Raw genomic sequence first — 15,838 nt, 5'->3', positions numbered from 1 at the left:
AAAAAAGCGCCCATGGGGCGCTTTTTGCTTAGCCATTAAAACTAAGATCAGCAAAATTATTTTAAGTTATTCACCAGCCAATACAGATCTGAATGAACCCCTGCCGCAGTAACTTCTTTACCCGCTCCAGGGCCTTGGATCACTAATGCATTGTCTGTATACCACTGTGAATTAATCACAAAGATGTTATCGCCCGGTTTAAGACTTGCTAGCACATCATCTTTGCTAACATAGACTAAACCTACCTGTGCCTGAACCTTGCCATCAACAAGTGTGATAGCACCTGTGTAGCGCACTACTTTATCTTCTGCCGCAGCTTGAGCTGCTTTTTCTGTCATGAATTCATCGAGCAGCTGTTTGTTTGCAAGAAAATCTTGCCAGCTACCTGCTGCCAGTGCTGCTGGCATAAGTGGTGTTAGAGCAATGTCATCAAGCTCTAAATCTAGCCCTAAATCTCGCGCTAAAATAAGCAGTTTACGCTGCATATCGCGGCCAGATAAATCTTCTCGAGGATCAGGCTCTGTGTAACCCATTTGCTGTGCTTGTAGCACTAAATCAGAAAACGGCACCTTGCCATCATAACTGCTACATAACCACGATAAAGTACCCGAGAATACCCCTTCAATACGGTTAATGCTGTCACCACTATTTTGTAAATCAGCCAAAGCAAAGTTAATCGGTAAACCTGCGCCAACACTGGTGTTATAACGCCATAACAGATTTCGCTCAGCTAATTGACTACGCAGTGCTTGATACCAATCGTTTGCAGCGGTACCCGCATATTTATTTGCACTGATCAGATGACAGTTAAGCTCTACAAAATCAGGATACAACTGACTAAAAGCCTCACTCGCTGTGATATCAATTATCACTTTATGCTCATAATCAAGCTCATTGATACGCGCTAATAATTCAGCTTTGTCGTAGCTTTGCGCTTCATTGTGCCACTGCTCTTGCCATGTTTCAGTATTTAAACCACTGGCACTAAATAGCATTTGCTTAGAGCGAAGAAGAGCAACCACCTTTACTTTATAATGGGCAGATAAACGAGCAAACTGAGCTTGAAGTTGCGATAAGAACACTTCACCCACATTACCAAGGCCAGCAACTATAATGGCCAGCTCTTGGCCTTTGTTTACCAACTTGTCATGTAGAAGAGTTAAAACATCACTATCAATTGCTTGATCATTTAAGATCAACACATAGTTATCGTCTTGCTGTACAAAACGAGGATGAATGCTCTGCTCTTTTAAAAGCGCTGTTGCTTGCTCTGCAAGAGCACCGATATCAGCAGTCGGTGCAACTACCGCACAACCGCTTAAATTAGACTCTACAATATTGGCGCGACCCGCTAAATGGCTGACAATCTGATGAGTACTTTGACCAGGCACTAACAAGTAGGTATCACCTTCTTTAACAAAGTGATGCAAGCTGTGTTGAATTAATTGGCTTAGCTCACCTACTTCACCACTACTTAGTTTATCAACGCGTAATAAATCGATGTTATCTAAGGTAGTAATAAAACGTTTTGCTTTGCTATAGCCTTCTTTTACCACTTCGGTTGGCGTGGCATCGCAATCAAAACTACTTCTAACTACGAGTTTGATTTCTGAGTCTTTTAACGGCGATAACGTCTTTGCATGCAGTACTGGGTTGCCTAAGCGCGCTAATAAGTTTGCTTGCTCACGACATACCTTGGCGTATTTAACCGCATTTTTAACCTTACGAGGGTCAGTGCTAAATACCCCTTGTGTGTCTGTCCAAATAGACACTTGTTTAGCAAAAGTATAACTGGCCAGTAATGTGGCGCTGTAATCACTGCCATTACGGCCTAAAGTAACCGTATTACCTTGGCAATCTGCGGCAATAAAGCCCGTTACTACGTTGATATGTGATTTGCTAATAGTATCGCTGCATTGCTGCTGGTTTTTTTGATGTAAAAGCTGACCATCATTTAAAGTAAATAGCTGCCTTGCATCAACATCTTGTGCAGCAATACCCAACTGATTTAAGTAAGCCGCCAATAAGCGCGCCGACCACACTTCACCATGTGCAAGTAAAGGTGCTTCAAGTAACTGTTGCTGACTAATTAATTCGTTTAATACAGCAAGTTCATCTTTTAACTGTGCCAACGCCTGTTGTTTATTTTGGCCTGTAAGTAACTGCTCAATAAGCGCACGTTGATTATTATCAATAAGCAGTAGAATATCGCTAACAGCTTGGCTATCTTGCTGCTGGTAACTTTGCCAAAGCTTTACTAAAGTATCGGTTGTTTTACCCGATGCCGATACAACTACGCAATCGCCCTGCTCCGTATTCGCTAAAACAATGTTAGCCACCGCATGATAGCGTTCTGCCGAGCTTAAGCTTGAGCCACCAAATTTATGAACAATATTTACCATTTTTCTACCACAATGCCGTATGTGCTGGCGTTAACTTAAATGACGCGTTTTGTTGTGTATCTTGCTGTGTTTGCTTAACTTCAGCTTTTGTAACTTGCTGGCCTTGACCTGGTTTTACTAAATTAAAAACACGGTCTAAATCGGCAATAAGGTCTTTTACGTCTTCAATGCCTACAGAAATACGAATAAGGGTATCACCGACACCAGCTTCAAGACGGGCTTTAGGCTCCATACCTGCGTGTGTCATCGTTGCAGGGTGACAAATCAAGCTCTCTACCCCACCAAGCGACTCAGCAAGGCTAAAGTCTTTAAGGCTTGTTAAAAACGCTGCGGCATCGTTAATGTCGCCTTTAATATCAAAGCTCACCATGCCACCAAAACCGCGTTGCTGTGCTTTAGCAAGCTCATGCTGTGGGTGTGAAGAAAGGCCTGGATAATAAACTTGGCTTACATAAGGTGAGTTTTCTAAATACTCAGCAATTGCAAAGGCATTTTCTTGGTGCTGCTTCAAACGTACATTTAAAGTACGTAAACCACGAAGGGTTAAGTAGCTATCAAATGGTGCACCAGTAATACCAATGTTATTCGCCCACCAAGCAAGCTCATCGCCTAGCTCTTGCGTTGCAGCAATCACTGCACCGCCCACTACATCAGAGTGACCATTAATATATTTAGTGGTTGAGTGCACAACAATATCAACACCAAACTCAATGGGGTTTTGTAATGCAGGTGATAAGAAGGTGTTGTCAGCCGCAACCAAAGCACCACACTGCTTAGCAATACTAGTAATTACTTTAATATCTGTTAAACGCAAGATTGGGTTACTTGGCGTTTCAATCCAAATCAACTTAGGTTTAATCGCTAAAATTTCTTGGAGATTTTCAGTTTTAGTTAAATCCAAAACTTTTAGTTTTAACAGGCCACGTTTTTCAAGCGAGGTGAATAAACGGTAACTACCGCCATAACAGTCATGTGGAATAACCAGTGTGTCATCACTGTTTAACAGCTGAGTTGCTAAATGCACTGCAGACATACCTGTTGCAGTAATAATGCCTCTTGCACCCCCTTCAAGCTCAGCTAAAGTTTCAGCTAAGATATCGCGATTCGGATTACCACTGCGGCCATAGTCATACTGGCGTTTAGTATCAAAGTCAGCAAATGAATAGGTGGTTGATAAGTATAGAGGTGGCACAACCGCACCATGATGCTTATCGGCTTCGATGCCGTGACGAACCGCTATCGTCGCTTTATTTTTTTCACTCATTTCATCACCTATTCATAAATTGGATGTTTAGACGTCTAAAAGGTTAGATGATCGACTATGAGAAGTCAAAGTATTTATAGCTCACAATAGAAGTTTATACATTTACACTACTAGATGGCTAAATAACTAGTATTTGACTATCTTTTTTAAAGAGATAGAATTTCCGCATCTTGCGCGATGAGAAATACTAATTACCTTTACGAAGTGTTCTATTTTGAATTGGTATCTCGCGTAAATAACTGACAACCGAGGCAACGAAATAACTTATGGCTAAATGGAACGGTGAATACATTCACCCATATGCAGAACACGGTAAAAAATCAGAACAAGTAAAAAAGATTACCGTATCGATCCCACTTAATGTATTAAAAGTATTAACTGATGAACGTACACGTCGTCAGATCAATAACTTACGTCATGCGACGAATAGTGAGTTATTGTGTGAAGCTTTCCTACATGCTTTTACAGGTCAACCATTACCAAATGACGATGACCTTCGTAAAGACAACCCTGAAAAGGTGCCAGAAGAAGTTAAAAAGATTATGCAAGAAATGGGGTTAGATATCCCTGTTCTTGATTCAGAGTAAGTATTTCGGCCATCGGATCACCGCCGATAGCCACAGGCATAAAAAAACTCAGCTTAGGCTGAGTTTTTTTATTAGCGTTAATTAAGTTTAACGCATGTAATCTTCTGGCATCTCAATTTGCGCAACCCCTGACTCTACTGCCGCCTCAGCAACAGCACGAGCAATACGAGGTAATAAACGCGGGTCCATTGGCTTAGGAATGATGTACTCGGCACCAAACTCTAGTGACTCAACGCCAGCCGCTTTTAATACTTCGCTTGGTACAGGCTCTTTTGCAATGCTTCGAATAGCATGCACAGCTGCAATTTTCATTTCATCATTAATTGCCGTTGCTCGCACATCTAGCGCACCACGGAAAATAAACGGGAAACAAAGCACGTTATTCACTTGGTTAGGGAAGTCTGAACGCCCCGTTGCCATAATTAAATCGTTACGTGCACTGTGTGCAACTTCTGGGGCAATCTCAGGATCTGGGTTTGAACACGCAAACACCACAGGCTTATCTGCCATCAGTTTAAGATCATCGGCAGTTAATAGATTAGGACCAGATACACCTACAAACACATCAGCATCAGCAATAACGTCTTGTAATGTACGCTTATCAGTATTGTTAGCAAATAATTGCTTATACTCATTTAAGTCATCACGACGAGTGTGGATCACACCTTTACGGTCAAGCATATAGATGTGCTCACGCAGTGCGCCACATTTTATTAATAGCTCCATACAAGCAACTGCAGCTGCACCGGCACCTAAACATACGATAATTGCATCTTCGATGTCTTTACCTTGTACTTCAAGGGCATTAAGCATACCAGCAGCGGTAACAATAGCAGTGCCATGTTGGTCATCGTGGAAAACTGGAATATCGCAACGCTCGATAAGCGCTTTTTCGATTTCAAAACACTCTGGCGCTTTAATATCTTCTAGATTGATACCACCAAACGTATCAGCGATGTTAGCAACCGTATTAATGAAGTCTTCTGTTGTGCGGTGTTTTACTTCAATATCAATTGAATCAAGGCCAGCAAAACGTTTGAATAGTAACGCTTTACCTTCCATTACAGGTTTTGATGCAAGCGGGCCTAAGTTACCTAATCCTAGAATTGCGGTACCGTTTGAAATAACCGCAACCATGTTACCTTTACCTGTGTACTTATAGGCATTTGCTGGATCAGCAGCAATTTCGCGGACTGGTTCAGCCACACCTGGGCTATAAGCTAAAGCGAGATCGTTAACCGTTTCGGCTGGCTTAGTTAGTTCAACACTAATTTTACCTGGAACGGGGTGAGCGTGGTAATGTAATGCTTTTTCACGAAAATCTGACATAACGCGATAGTATCCTGCAAAAAGTTAAAAAGTGAGAGAGCTTGCATCAGTACGATACCTGTAATGTATAAAAATTCCAAGTATTATCAGGTCTATCCTGTTATAAGCTATATCGCTTAATTTTAAAGGATTTCCCAACAATTTCTGTGCATAGTTGCGATTAATCAAACATAAAAATTAACCTATTTATGGCCTTTTAAGCGCGTGTTTTTGTATTTTATATGCACGAACACTGCAAATAGCCGAAATTAGCCCAAAACAGCCATTTCAACGAAGTTCACAGCATTTACTCACGAAATTATTTAAATTTATTATTTTTAATAGCTTTTAGATACCAATACGCTTAATTAAGTAGTCTATTTTGAGGCAATGAAACCTTGTTGATAGCAAGGCAAAAATTTCGTTATTTAGTTGTGTTCTAAATCAGAAATTTTTAACGCAGGTAGCGACAGGTTTAATCCCTCAAAATGATTAAGTATTATTGCGGATTGGTATACTCATTTATACAAAAAAGAATATAGCCAAGGGGTGGCACTTTGTCTCTACAATTAACGACATAATGGGCATAACAGCCAGAAATAGTTATGCAAAGGAAATGAGTGAAGATGATAAGTAAGTGTCAGCGTTAATAACGAATTTTGTGAATTTTAGCCATAAAAAAAGCACCCTAAGGTGCTTCTTTTAACTAAACAGCAGAAATTACTTCTTGCTGCTAAGTGCACCGAAGCGCTTGTTGAAACGATCAACACGGCCGCCAGTGTCTAAAATCTTTTGCTTACCAGTGTAAAACGGGTGACACTCAGAACATACGTCTAAGTGGATGTCTTTACAAAGAGTTGAGCTAGTTTCGAATTTGTTACCACATGAACAAGTTGCAGTGATAGCTTCGTACTTAGGGTGAATACCTTCTTTCATAGGGAACCTCTAGTTAAGGCCGTATCGCTCTCCAAACCCGAAGTCTGGCACCATACGCAGTTAATACAATTAATAGGCCGCGTATTTTATAGCTCAAGTGACCTTGCGACAAGCTTTAAATACATATTTCGCTAAAAAAATAATCAAGTGGCTTGTTGTTCAGTATTTGTTGGTAGGTTTTTAACCGTAATTTTAGTACATTATCTTTCCGTCTTTGTTTCAGTAGAGTTGTTATGCACTTTGTAGAAGTTGCCATAAAAGTCCCTTTACAGCGTACCTTCGATTATAAAGTTGAACAGCTGCTGCACAGCCCTGAGTTAAAGCCAGGCATGCGCGTTCGCGTGCCATTTGGTAGTCAAAAAAAGGTTGCAGTGGTGTTGGCTCTAAAAACATCAACCGATGTTCCCGCTGACAAAATAAAGCCGATTATAGACGTAATAGACGACACGCCAGTTTTATCTGAGCAACATTTAGCGCTTCTGAAATTCACTGCACGCTACTACTGTTATCCATTGGGTGAAACCATTCATACGGCACTTCCGGCTGCATTAAGACAAGGCGAATGCCCTGATAAAACCAGCATTAACATGGTTGAGCTGACCGAAAAAGGTGCAAAGCTGCCGTCGCTAAAAGCAAAAACCCAGTTAAGTTTATTAAAGCAGCTAGCCGAATCGGGCAAATCATCGGTTACAGAATTAAAAGCACTCGGATTTACAAAAAAAACCATCGATAGCCTGCTCGACAAACAACTGATCACTCAGTTTATCGAACATGATAACCAGTGGCAGCAACGCCCGCCGACAGTAGGTAGCAAACCTGTACTTAATAAAGAACAAGCTGTGGCGTGTACCAGCATTAATCAAGCTAACGGCTTTACCAGCTTTTTACTTGAAGGGGTTACCGGAAGTGGTAAAACCGAAGTGTATTTGCAATGCCTAGAAGAAGTACTTAAAAAGGGCCAACAAGCCCTAGTATTAGTGCCTGAAATTGGCTTAACACCACAAACGGTTAATCGTTTTCGTCGTCGCTTTCCTGATACACCGATTATGCTCTGGCACTCCGCACTGACAGATAACGAACGCTTACAGACCTGGCGTTTCTGTGAAAAAGGCAGCTGCGCCATAGTGATCGGCACACGTTCGAGTATTTTCTTACCTTTTTTATCACTTGGCATGATCATCGTTGATGAAGAGCACGACAGCTCGTTTAAGCAACAAGATACATTGCGCTATCATGCTAGAGACCTAGCCGCTTATAGAGCATACCAGCATAATATTGTGCTCGTTCTAGGTAGTGCCACACCGGCACTTGAGACCTTACATAAAGCAATTAATAACAAATATCAGCTGTTGAGCCTCACTGAGCGCGCCCAAACCAGCACCGATAACCAGTTTCAACTAATGGACATGAAAGGTCAGCCAGAGCAAGCCGGAATTGCCCATGCAAGCCTTGCCTATATGCGCCAACATTTAGAGCGTGGCAAACAAGTAATGGTGTTTTTAAACCGTCGCGGTTTTTCGCCTACCCTTATATGCCATGAGTGTGGCTGGCTAAGTGAGTGCTCACGTTGTAGCACCAGTGCAACCTTTCATAAAGCCATTGGCCAGATGATTTGTCACCACTGTGGTGAGCAACATCAGGTGCCTCATCAATGCCCCGATTGCGGCAGCACGCAGATTTTTCCAAATGGTAAAGGTACTGAACAAATCGAAGAGTTTTTAACACAAACCTTTCCTGATATTCCGATTAGTCGTATCGACCGAGATTCAACTCGTCGTAAAGGCAGCTTAGAAAAGGCCCTTGATGATATTAACCAAGGCGGTGCGCGTATCCTCGTTGGTACGCAAATGTTAGCAAAAGGCCACCACTTTGCTGATGTTAGCCTGGTTTTAATCTTAGACGTCGACAGCGGTTTATATTCGTGCGACTTTCGCGCTACCGAGCATTTAGCGCAACTTGTCACGCAAGTGGCAGGCCGTGCTGGTCGAAGTGGTGAACCTGGGCAAGTATTATTGCAAACCCATTTTCCTGAGCATCCATTACTACAAGATTTAGTCAACAATGGCTATCAGGATTTTGCCCGCTATGCCCTGACAGAGCGCGAAGAGGCTCAGCTTCCACCCATTACCAATATGGCTATGGTGCGCGCCGAAGGACATAACATTAATCAAGTGGTCGATTTTTTAACTGATTTGGTTCCTGTCCAGAACGTATCTGGTATACAATTGCTCGGTCCGATACCTGCGCCACTGGAACGTGTGGCTGGTAAGTATCGCTTTCAATTACATATTCAGGCGCAGGAACGCTCCCACTTGCACCAATATTTAGCGCAAATGGTCGACTACATAAGCACCAGCAAATTAGCGCAAAAAGTGCGTTGGAGCCTAGACGTTGATCCGATAGATATGATTTAAAGGCCAATAAAAGAGTCATGGCACAACACGATTACATTAATAAAAAACCAGCAAATAGAAATAAAAAGCAGGCTCCGGCGAAAAAGCCATTTCCTATTATTCTAATTTTAATCGCGCTTATTTTAGTAGGCGGGTTTAGCTATGGCTTATGGTATATCAAACATAATGCTGACCCTGAACTTGTGGAACAACAAGCCAATCCGACTAAACAAGAAGAAACTGTTATTCCGCCACCTAAAACACCTGAATTTATCAAAGAGATTAAAGAGCACGAAGTTCAGGTTGAAGTAAAAGAGATTGAACAAAAGGGCCCGTATGTAATGCAATGCGGTTCTTTTAGAACCTTAGAGCAAGCACAAACATTAAAAGCTAAAATCGCTTTTGCCGGCTTGGTTGCCGAGGTAAAGAAAACCCAAGGCAGCAATGGTGTTTGGTATAAAGTGCGTTTAGGCCCTTACGAAACCAAACGTTTGGCCGAAAGCGATAAAAATAAACTTAAACGTATCAAAATAATGGGCTGCGGAATTTGGCTTTGGACTTGATTTTAGTTCATTCACCCATATAAACACCTCATCAATCGCTTTTTACGAGCGGCTTTGCCGCTCGATGATGAGGAATAATCATGACCACTATTGTAAGTGTACGCCGCGACGACAAGGTCGTAATTGGTGGCGACGGCCAAGTTTCACTTGGTAATACCGTAATGAAGGGCAACGCCCGCAAAGTTCGACGTCTTTATAATGGCAAAGTAATCGCTGGTTTCGCTGGCGGTACTGCTGATGCCTTCACCCTTTTCGAACGATTTGAAAGCAAACTAGAAATGCACCAAGGTAACCTGACTAAGGCAGCCGTTGAAATGGCCAAAGATTGGCGTAGTGACCGTGCACTTCGAAAACTCGAAGCACTCTTAGCAGTTGCAGACGAAACTGCGTCATTGATCATCACAGGTAACGGTGATGTTGTGCAGCCAGAAAATGACCTAATTGCGATTGGCAGTGGTGGTAACTTCGCACAATCAGCAGCCACAGCGCTTCTTGAAAACACCGACCTAAGTGCACGTGAAATTGTAGAGAAAAGCCTAACTATTGCCGGCAACATCTGCGTATTCACGAATAATTTCCAAACTATTGAAGAATTGTAATAGGAACTGCCATGTCTGAGATGACGCCAAGAGAAATCGTTCACGAGCTAGATCAACACATTATCGGCCAAGCTAAAGCTAAAAAAGCAGTTTCAATCGCGCTTCGTAATCGCTGGCGCCGTATGCAACTAAGCGACGAGCTACGCGCCGAAGTAACACCAAAAAACATTTTAATGATTGGTCCTACTGGTGTGGGTAAAACTGAAATTGCTCGCCGCCTTGCAAAACTTGCTAATGCGCCTTTCATTAAGGTTGAAGCAACCAAATTCACAGAAGTGGGCTATGTTGGTAAAGAAGTTGAAACTATCATCCGTGATTTAGTGGATATTTCAATTAAAATGACCCGCGAACAGCAAACTAAGAAATTTAAGCACCGTGCTGAAGAAGCGGCAGAAGAGCGCATTTTAGATGCCCTACTACCACCAGCGCGCGACACCTTTGGTGAATCAAAAACTGAAGAAAACTCTTCGACTCGTCAATCTTTCCGTAAGAAATTACGTGAAGGCCAATTAGACGATAAAGAAATCGATATCGATGTTGCACAAGCTCAGCCAAATGTTGAGATCATGGCTCCTCCAGGTATGGAAGAAATGACCAACCAGCTTCAGAGCATGTTCCAAAACATGGGTGGCGACAAGCGCAGTAAGCGTAAGTTAAAAATTAAAGAAGCCTTCAAACTATTAGTTGAAGAAGAAGCTGCAAAACTTGTTAACCCTGAAGAGTTAAAAGAACAAGCTATCTTCGCGGTAGAGCAAAACGGTATCGTGTTTATCGATGAGATCGATAAAATCTGTAAACGTGGTGAAGCGTCTGGCCCTGATGTTAGCCGCGAAGGTGTACAACGCGACTTACTACCATTAATCGAAGGCTCAACAGTAAGCACTAAACACGGCATGGTTAAAACTGACCACATGTTGTTTATTGCATCTGGCGCATTCCAAATGGCTAAACCATCAGACATGATCCCAGAGCTACAAGGTCGTTTACCAATCCGCGTTGAGCTTGAAGCACTAAGTGCTGATGACTTTAAACGTATCTTAACTGAGCCTCATGCTTCATTAACTGAGCAACAACGTGAGCTGTTAAAAACAGAGCAAGTTGAGGTTGAGTTTACCGATGATGCAATTGAGCGTATCGCGAAAGCGGCTTGGCAGGTAAATGAAAAAACCGAAAACATCGGTGCGCGTCGCTTACACACAGTGATGGAAAAACTAATGGAAGAAATTTCATTTGATGCCTCAGAAAAAGCAGGTTCAACACTAACAATTGATGCCAATTACGTTGAACAGCATTTAGGTGCACTTGTTGAAGATGAAGACTTAAGCCGTTTCATTCTTTAATCAACAAATTAGCGTTATACTAAAAAGCCTCCAGTTGGAGGCTTTTTAGTATATAAATCGTAGATTCGAGGCTCACATGAAAGAAGTCACTAAAGTGCATTATCACAGCGTTAGTAAAGTATTAGATGTTCATTTTGATGATCAGACTATTGCCCAATTTAGTGCTGAATTTCTGCGTGTTCACTCACCATCTGCTGAAGTACAAGGCCACGGTAATGAGCAGATGAAACTGGTGCTTGGCAAACAGCAAGTAGGAATTAGTAAAATTGAGCCGGTTGGCCATTATGCAATTCGACTGATATTTAGCGATAATCATAATAGTGGCTTGTTTAGCTGGCATTACTTAGCTGATCTACAAGCAAATCATGATGCGCTTTGGCAACAATATCAAGCCAGAGTCACAGAGCACGAAGCCAACAAAGACAGCGTGCCTATTAAGTTTGTGCCTTAATACCAACCCGCAATAATACTTAATCATTTTGAGGGATTAAACCTGTCGCTAACTGCGTTAAAAATTTCTCATTTAGAACAACTAAATAACGAAATTTTTGCCTTGTTATCAACGAGGTTTTATTGCCTCAAAATAGTCTACTTAATTAAGCGGATTGGTATTAAAACCTTGTCGCGGTATACACACCCAAGCAACAAAAAAGCGCGATGACGAAACCATCACCGCGCTTTTGTTTTTCATCAGACTAATTCATTAAACTTTAAACTTATCGATTGCCTGATAAAGCACACGCGCTTGCTCAGATACTTCTTCGCTGGTTTGTGCATTAGTTGCCGCGTGACCCGATGCCTCTTGAGCGATATCACGAATGCGTACCACGTTTTTATTAACCTCAGAAGCCACTTGGCTTTGTTCATCAATTGCTGTGGCTATGTGAGTACTCATATCCATAATGGTTTGTACATCTTCGGTAATTGAACGCAGTAACTCACCGGCTTTGCTTGCCTGCGCCGCGCTTTCGCCACCTTGTGTACGACATTGCTGCATAATACTCACCACTTCTCGTGTGCGACCTTGTAGGGTCGAAATAATGCTCTCAATCTCTTGTGTTGAGTCTTGGGTACGCTGGGCAAGTGAACGTACTTCATCAGCAACGACCGCAAAGCCACGACCTTGCTCACCAGCACGCGCAGCTTCAATGGCCGCATTGAGTGCCAGTAAGTTAGTTTGCTCAGCGATACCACGAATAACATCCAACACAGAGCCAATCGTTTCGGCGTCTTTTTCTAACTGCGACACCACACTTGATGCATTCCCGAGTGAATCTGATAAGTGATTAATTTGCACCACCGTCGATTCAACCTCCGAACGACCTTGCTGCGCACTTAAGTTAGTTGACTCAGCTTTTTTCGCAGCCGCTTCTGTGTTGTGAGAAATATCTTGAATCGTCGCCTGCATTTCAGTGGCAGCTGTAGCAACCATATCTGCTTCATGAAGCTGCTCTTGCATACCTGAGCTTGTTGCTGCTGTCGTTTCTGATAAATGCTCAGTTGCCACGTTAAGGGTACTTAGCGCGGTATTAACTTCATAAATCAGCTTTTTGAAATCACTGATCAAGCTATTAAAGTCGATCGTCATGGTGGTAATTTCATCTTTACCTGATTGAGAAATCGACATGCTTAAATCGTTATTGCGACGAATTTCGTTAATTGTGTGATAAACACGCTCGATAGGTTTTATGATAGAGCGACTGGTTAAGTACACGAGTATCATCACAATAATACTAGCGAGAATAAATACAACGAAGGCAATTAATTGAGCTTGTGAAGCACTCGATTCAACGAACTGTTTAGTTTGTTCAGTAAATTGATTAACAATCGCATCACTCATCTCAACACTGCGCTTCATTTCACCTAAAGCACCTGACTCTAAGTCTAGCCCGAGCGCAACCTGAGCATCAACTAAGGCTTTAAACTTAGCTTGATATGTCGAAAGCAAACTGATGAGCTTATTTTCATAGCTTGCATCAAGCCCGGCACTCTTTATTTCTGTTTTGAAATTGGCAACCAGCTCATCGAACTTAGTCATATATTTCAAATCAAAGCGCAGCATAAAATCTTTTTCGGCACGGCGCAGCTGTAGCATAGATGTCAGTAATCTGTAGTTATCGCGGTCATCAAGCAATGTTTCGACTTGATGCACAGCACTTCTTAGCTCTCCGTATAAAGCATCTTTTGGGTGTAGACCTATTTTCTTTTGTAGTACCACAACCTCATTGAAGTCGTCATAGTAAGTTTTTGCTAATCCTTTAAACTCATCCAGTTTAGTGCTATCCATATCAAGATCATCGACTAACTCATCTAGGCGAGCAATTTTGGTTTTTAACTGGGTATACTCATTTTCAAAAAGCTCAAGGCTCTCAACTTTTTTATAAAACAAAAAGTTTTTTTCATGCTTGCGCATGGCAAGCTCATGAATATCGAGTTCCTCTGCATTTTGAATTGTTTCATTGAGCTTAAGCATCATGCGTGACTCAAAAATAATTACACACAGCATTACAACCATTGCAAGGCCAACAACAAGCGCGTTTAACTGTAAACGACGTTTTATAGTTAAATTTTGTAATACATTCATTCAAAGTGCCCTATAGCAACATGCATTTCAAAGTATAGCTAAACTATTTGAAGCAGCTAATAAAAAGTAGCCTGAAAAGGCGATGCATTTTCCAATATAAGGAACCAACAAACAAACTGTATTTACTGTAAGTTAACTTTTTGCCATAAATGTTGGTGTAACTTATCTAATTTCTGCCACTGCTTTTTCCTTACCCATTCAACTAATGGCGCGGGATCACTCGGAAAGTTCAATCTTTTATTTTGTGGTGATTGCAACCAATCATCCATCGCATAGGGGTTAAGGTAACTCATAACATGGGCAGCTCCCATGCCTAGCAGCGTTTGTGCATTAATCCCCTGCTCAAACTGCTTGCCAAGCGGCTTGAGTAACAGCTTTTTACCTAACTGTAATGCCTCGCTTGCAAGCTCAAACCCTGCATTACCAATCACACCACCAGCGTTGGCTAAATCGTTAAGAAACCCAACTCGTGACGGCGCTCGCAGATGAATATTACCGATTGAGCAATCTTGCGCATCGGGGTGATAGCAGTAAAACTCACGCTCAGGAAAGTCCTTTAAGTAGTCGACAACACTGTCTAGGTTCTCAAACGGTAAATAAACTAAGACTTTATTTTCAACCATCACAGGATTGTCATGGTGATGACTCGCGATGAAAGGAGGAATAATATTCTCAGCATAAGGTTGCCAATGAACACCGAGATAGACATTCGCGGGGGCATAATTACGGATCAACGCACGACGAAAGAAAGCTCGACCAAACATTGGCACTTTATCAGACAAAAATGCAGCCTGATGACTCATACCAATAACCGGAATACCTTGCTGTTTTGCTGCCCACGCTGTGATAGGTTCAAAGTCATTAAAAACCAAATCATAATGACGTAAATCTAAGCTTTTAATGTCTTTAATTAGCTGCAAAGGGCGTGCATTTTTTAATGTTCTTAAACTATCAACTTGTCCTGATTTACTGGTAAATGATAAACCTCTAAATGTTCTAAAGTCGGCAAAATCAGCCATATCAAAGTAATCTTGCTCTTTGCGCCCGGAAAATACGTAGTCAACATCGACCCCTAATGCTTTAAAGGTGGTTGCCATCACGCGAGCACGGGTTATGTGTCCGTTACCTGTTCCTTGTATACCGTACAAAATTCTCATATAGATTCCACCACCATGACTGCTAAAACTGCACAACTCGACCCCATACCTGCGCCAATAATTACATCAGCAGGGTAATGCACACCGATTACCACCCGAGATGCTGCTACACCCGATGCCCAAAGAAGCCAAAGCACAGTAAGCTCAGGGAAATACATGGTTAAAATAGTCGCTATAACAAATGCCCCAGCACTATGCCCCGACGGTAGGCTAAACTGATCACTTGGCACTAAATACGCACCTTGCACTAAACAGTCGCAAGGTCTTACCCGCGCAATTCGCTTTTTAGCTAAAAAGTAAATGGGTCGCTCAATTGCAAAGCCAACCAATATACTCATCGCAAGCTGCTGAAAATGAAGTTGTTCGGTAAACCACCAAAACCCAAGGAACAACACCACATAAAGTCCGCCATCACCGCTTTTTGATAAACCAAGCGCTGACTTTCTGAGCCAATTTGGCGAAGCGTCGTTAAACACACTTAAAAACAGCTGTTCATCCACTTTGGCCAATTTAGTAAGCATGTTGTTTGCCATGGTAAGCTCCTTGTCATACTTTGCGTCTAATTTTTATACTCATCTCAGCTTAGGCGGTAAAAATAACAATTAGGTGACGCTTTTGAGACACTAATGTTGCGATAACGAAATTCCTTTGATTTAAACGAATAAACCAGTATTAAGTCGTTGTTATTGAGTTGTATCAAGGTAT

At 41.9% G+C, this 15,838-nt stretch carries 13 protein-coding genes; 6 read left to right on the top strand and 7 right to left on the bottom strand.

The features are described from left to right. Positions 1 to 56: 56 nt before the first annotated feature. Together metL and metB are read right to left on the bottom strand one after the other, a co-directional pair. The gene (metL, locus tag ACSFVZ_RS00355; RefSeq protein ID WP_281547229.1) at positions 57 to 2,402 is read right to left on the bottom strand and encodes a bifunctional aspartate kinase/homoserine dehydrogenase II; all 2,346 of its coding nucleotides are present in this window, start codon (positions 2,400 to 2,402) and stop codon (positions 57 to 59) included. A 4-nt stretch (positions 2,403 to 2,406) separates the two neighbouring features. Continuing rightward, positions 2,407 to 3,666, bottom strand: coding sequence for a cystathionine gamma-synthase (metB, locus tag ACSFVZ_RS00350; RefSeq protein ID WP_281547230.1), 1,260 nt, complete (start codon positions 3,664 to 3,666; stop codon positions 2,407 to 2,409). A 266-nt stretch (positions 3,667 to 3,932) separates the two neighbouring features. Between metB and metJ the strand changes: the two genes are divergently transcribed. Next, positions 3,933 to 4,253: a met regulon transcriptional regulator MetJ gene (gene metJ / locus ACSFVZ_RS00345; protein ID WP_054563330.1), complete on the top strand. Its 321-nt coding sequence runs from the start codon at positions 3,933 to 3,935 to the stop codon at positions 4,251 to 4,253. Positions 4,254 to 4,340: 87 nt separating this feature from the next. Here metJ and ACSFVZ_RS00340 read toward each other — a convergent pair whose 3' ends face one another. Next, complete coding sequence (locus ACSFVZ_RS00340; RefSeq protein WP_135922750.1) at positions 4,341 to 5,582, bottom strand: malic enzyme-like NAD(P)-binding protein; 1,242 nt, start codon at positions 5,580 to 5,582, stop codon at positions 4,341 to 4,343. 699 nt (positions 5,583 to 6,281) lie between these two features. Continuing rightward, positions 6,282 to 6,497 carry a 50S ribosomal protein L31 gene (gene rpmE, locus ACSFVZ_RS00335; RefSeq protein ID WP_036973208.1) on the bottom strand — a complete coding sequence of 72 codons (216 nt, stop codon included), beginning with the start codon at positions 6,495 to 6,497 and terminating at the stop codon, positions 6,282 to 6,284. Between the two features lie 233 nt (positions 6,498 to 6,730). On the opposite strand from rpmE, the gene priA reads away from it, so the two are divergent. From priA to ACSFVZ_RS00310, 5 genes are all read left to right on the top strand, one after another. Continuing rightward, on the top strand, positions 6,731 to 8,911 hold the full coding sequence (gene priA / locus ACSFVZ_RS00330; RefSeq protein ID WP_281547231.1) for a primosomal protein N': 2,181 nt from the start codon (positions 6,731 to 6,733) through the stop codon (positions 8,909 to 8,911). Positions 8,912 to 8,928: 17 nt separating this feature from the next. Next, a complete protein-coding gene (locus ACSFVZ_RS00325; RefSeq protein ID WP_135922752.1) occupies positions 8,929 to 9,453 on the top strand; it encodes an SPOR domain-containing protein in 525 nt (174 codons plus the stop codon). 80 nt (positions 9,454 to 9,533) lie between these two features. Then, entirely contained in the window at positions 9,534 to 10,052 is a 519-nt protein-coding gene (gene hslV / locus ACSFVZ_RS00320; RefSeq protein WP_008115012.1) for an ATP-dependent protease subunit HslV, read from the top strand. 11 nt (positions 10,053 to 10,063) lie between these two features. Then, positions 10,064 to 11,392 carry an ATP-dependent protease ATPase subunit HslU gene (hslU, locus tag ACSFVZ_RS00315; protein ID WP_135922753.1) on the top strand — a complete coding sequence of 443 codons (1,329 nt, stop codon included), beginning with the start codon at positions 10,064 to 10,066 and terminating at the stop codon, positions 11,390 to 11,392. Positions 11,393 to 11,468: 76 nt separating this feature from the next. Beyond that, the gene (locus ACSFVZ_RS00310) at positions 11,469 to 11,843 is read left to right on the top strand and encodes a gamma-butyrobetaine hydroxylase family protein (protein WP_281547232.1); all 375 of its coding nucleotides are present in this window, start codon (positions 11,469 to 11,471) and stop codon (positions 11,841 to 11,843) included. Between the two features lie 252 nt (positions 11,844 to 12,095). Here ACSFVZ_RS00310 and ACSFVZ_RS00305 read toward each other — a convergent pair whose 3' ends face one another. From ACSFVZ_RS00305 to ACSFVZ_RS00295, 3 genes are all read right to left on the bottom strand, one after another. Then, entirely contained in the window at positions 12,096 to 13,976 is a 1,881-nt protein-coding gene (locus ACSFVZ_RS00305) for a methyl-accepting chemotaxis protein (RefSeq protein ID WP_281547208.1), read from the bottom strand. A gap of 122 nt (positions 13,977 to 14,098) precedes the next feature. Beyond that, positions 14,099 to 15,133, bottom strand: coding sequence for an MJ1255/VC2487 family glycosyltransferase (locus ACSFVZ_RS00300; protein ID WP_138558029.1), 1,035 nt, complete (start codon positions 15,131 to 15,133; stop codon positions 14,099 to 14,101). Continuing rightward, on the bottom strand, positions 15,130 to 15,666 hold the full coding sequence (locus tag ACSFVZ_RS00295) for a phosphatase PAP2 family protein (protein WP_235403923.1): 537 nt from the start codon (positions 15,664 to 15,666) through the stop codon (positions 15,130 to 15,132). The genes ACSFVZ_RS00300 and ACSFVZ_RS00295 overlap by 4 nt, the downstream gene beginning before the upstream one ends. Positions 15,667 to 15,838 lie beyond the last annotated feature (172 nt).

This window comes from Pseudoalteromonas nanhaiensis, assembly GCF_051235485.1.
GTDB lineage: Bacteria > Pseudomonadota > Gammaproteobacteria > Enterobacterales > Alteromonadaceae > Pseudoalteromonas > Pseudoalteromonas lipolytica_C.
This window is presented reverse-complemented; position numbering and strand designations above follow the sequence as displayed.

Coding starts and splice junctions, on each gene's coding strand:
- metL (WP_281547229.1), bottom strand. CDS start 2,402: ATGGTAAATATTGTTCATAAATTTGGTGGCTCAAGCTTAAGCTCGGCA.
- metB (WP_281547230.1), bottom strand. CDS start 3,666: ATGAGTGAAAAAAATAAAGCGACGATAGCGGTTCGTCACGGCATCGAA.
- metJ (WP_054563330.1), top strand. CDS start 3,933: ATGGCTAAATGGAACGGTGAATACATTCACCCATATGCAGAACACGGT.
- ACSFVZ_RS00340 (WP_135922750.1), bottom strand. CDS start 5,582: ATGTCAGATTTTCGTGAAAAAGCATTACATTACCACGCTCACCCCGTT.
- rpmE (WP_036973208.1), bottom strand. CDS start 6,497: ATGAAAGAAGGTATTCACCCTAAGTACGAAGCTATCACTGCAACTTGT.
- priA (WP_281547231.1), top strand. CDS start 6,731: ATGCACTTTGTAGAAGTTGCCATAAAAGTCCCTTTACAGCGTACCTTC.
- ACSFVZ_RS00325 (WP_135922752.1), top strand. CDS start 8,929: ATGGCACAACACGATTACATTAATAAAAAACCAGCAAATAGAAATAAA.
- hslV (WP_008115012.1), top strand. CDS start 9,534: ATGACCACTATTGTAAGTGTACGCCGCGACGACAAGGTCGTAATTGGT.
- hslU (WP_135922753.1), top strand. CDS start 10,064: ATGTCTGAGATGACGCCAAGAGAAATCGTTCACGAGCTAGATCAACAC.
- ACSFVZ_RS00310 (WP_281547232.1), top strand. CDS start 11,469: ATGAAAGAAGTCACTAAAGTGCATTATCACAGCGTTAGTAAAGTATTA.
- ACSFVZ_RS00305 (WP_281547208.1), bottom strand. CDS start 13,976: ATGAATGTATTACAAAATTTAACTATAAAACGTCGTTTACAGTTAAAC.
- ACSFVZ_RS00300 (WP_138558029.1), bottom strand. CDS start 15,133: ATGAGAATTTTGTACGGTATACAAGGAACAGGTAACGGACACATAACC.
- ACSFVZ_RS00295 (WP_235403923.1), bottom strand. CDS start 15,666: ATGGCAAACAACATGCTTACTAAATTGGCCAAAGTGGATGAACAGCTG.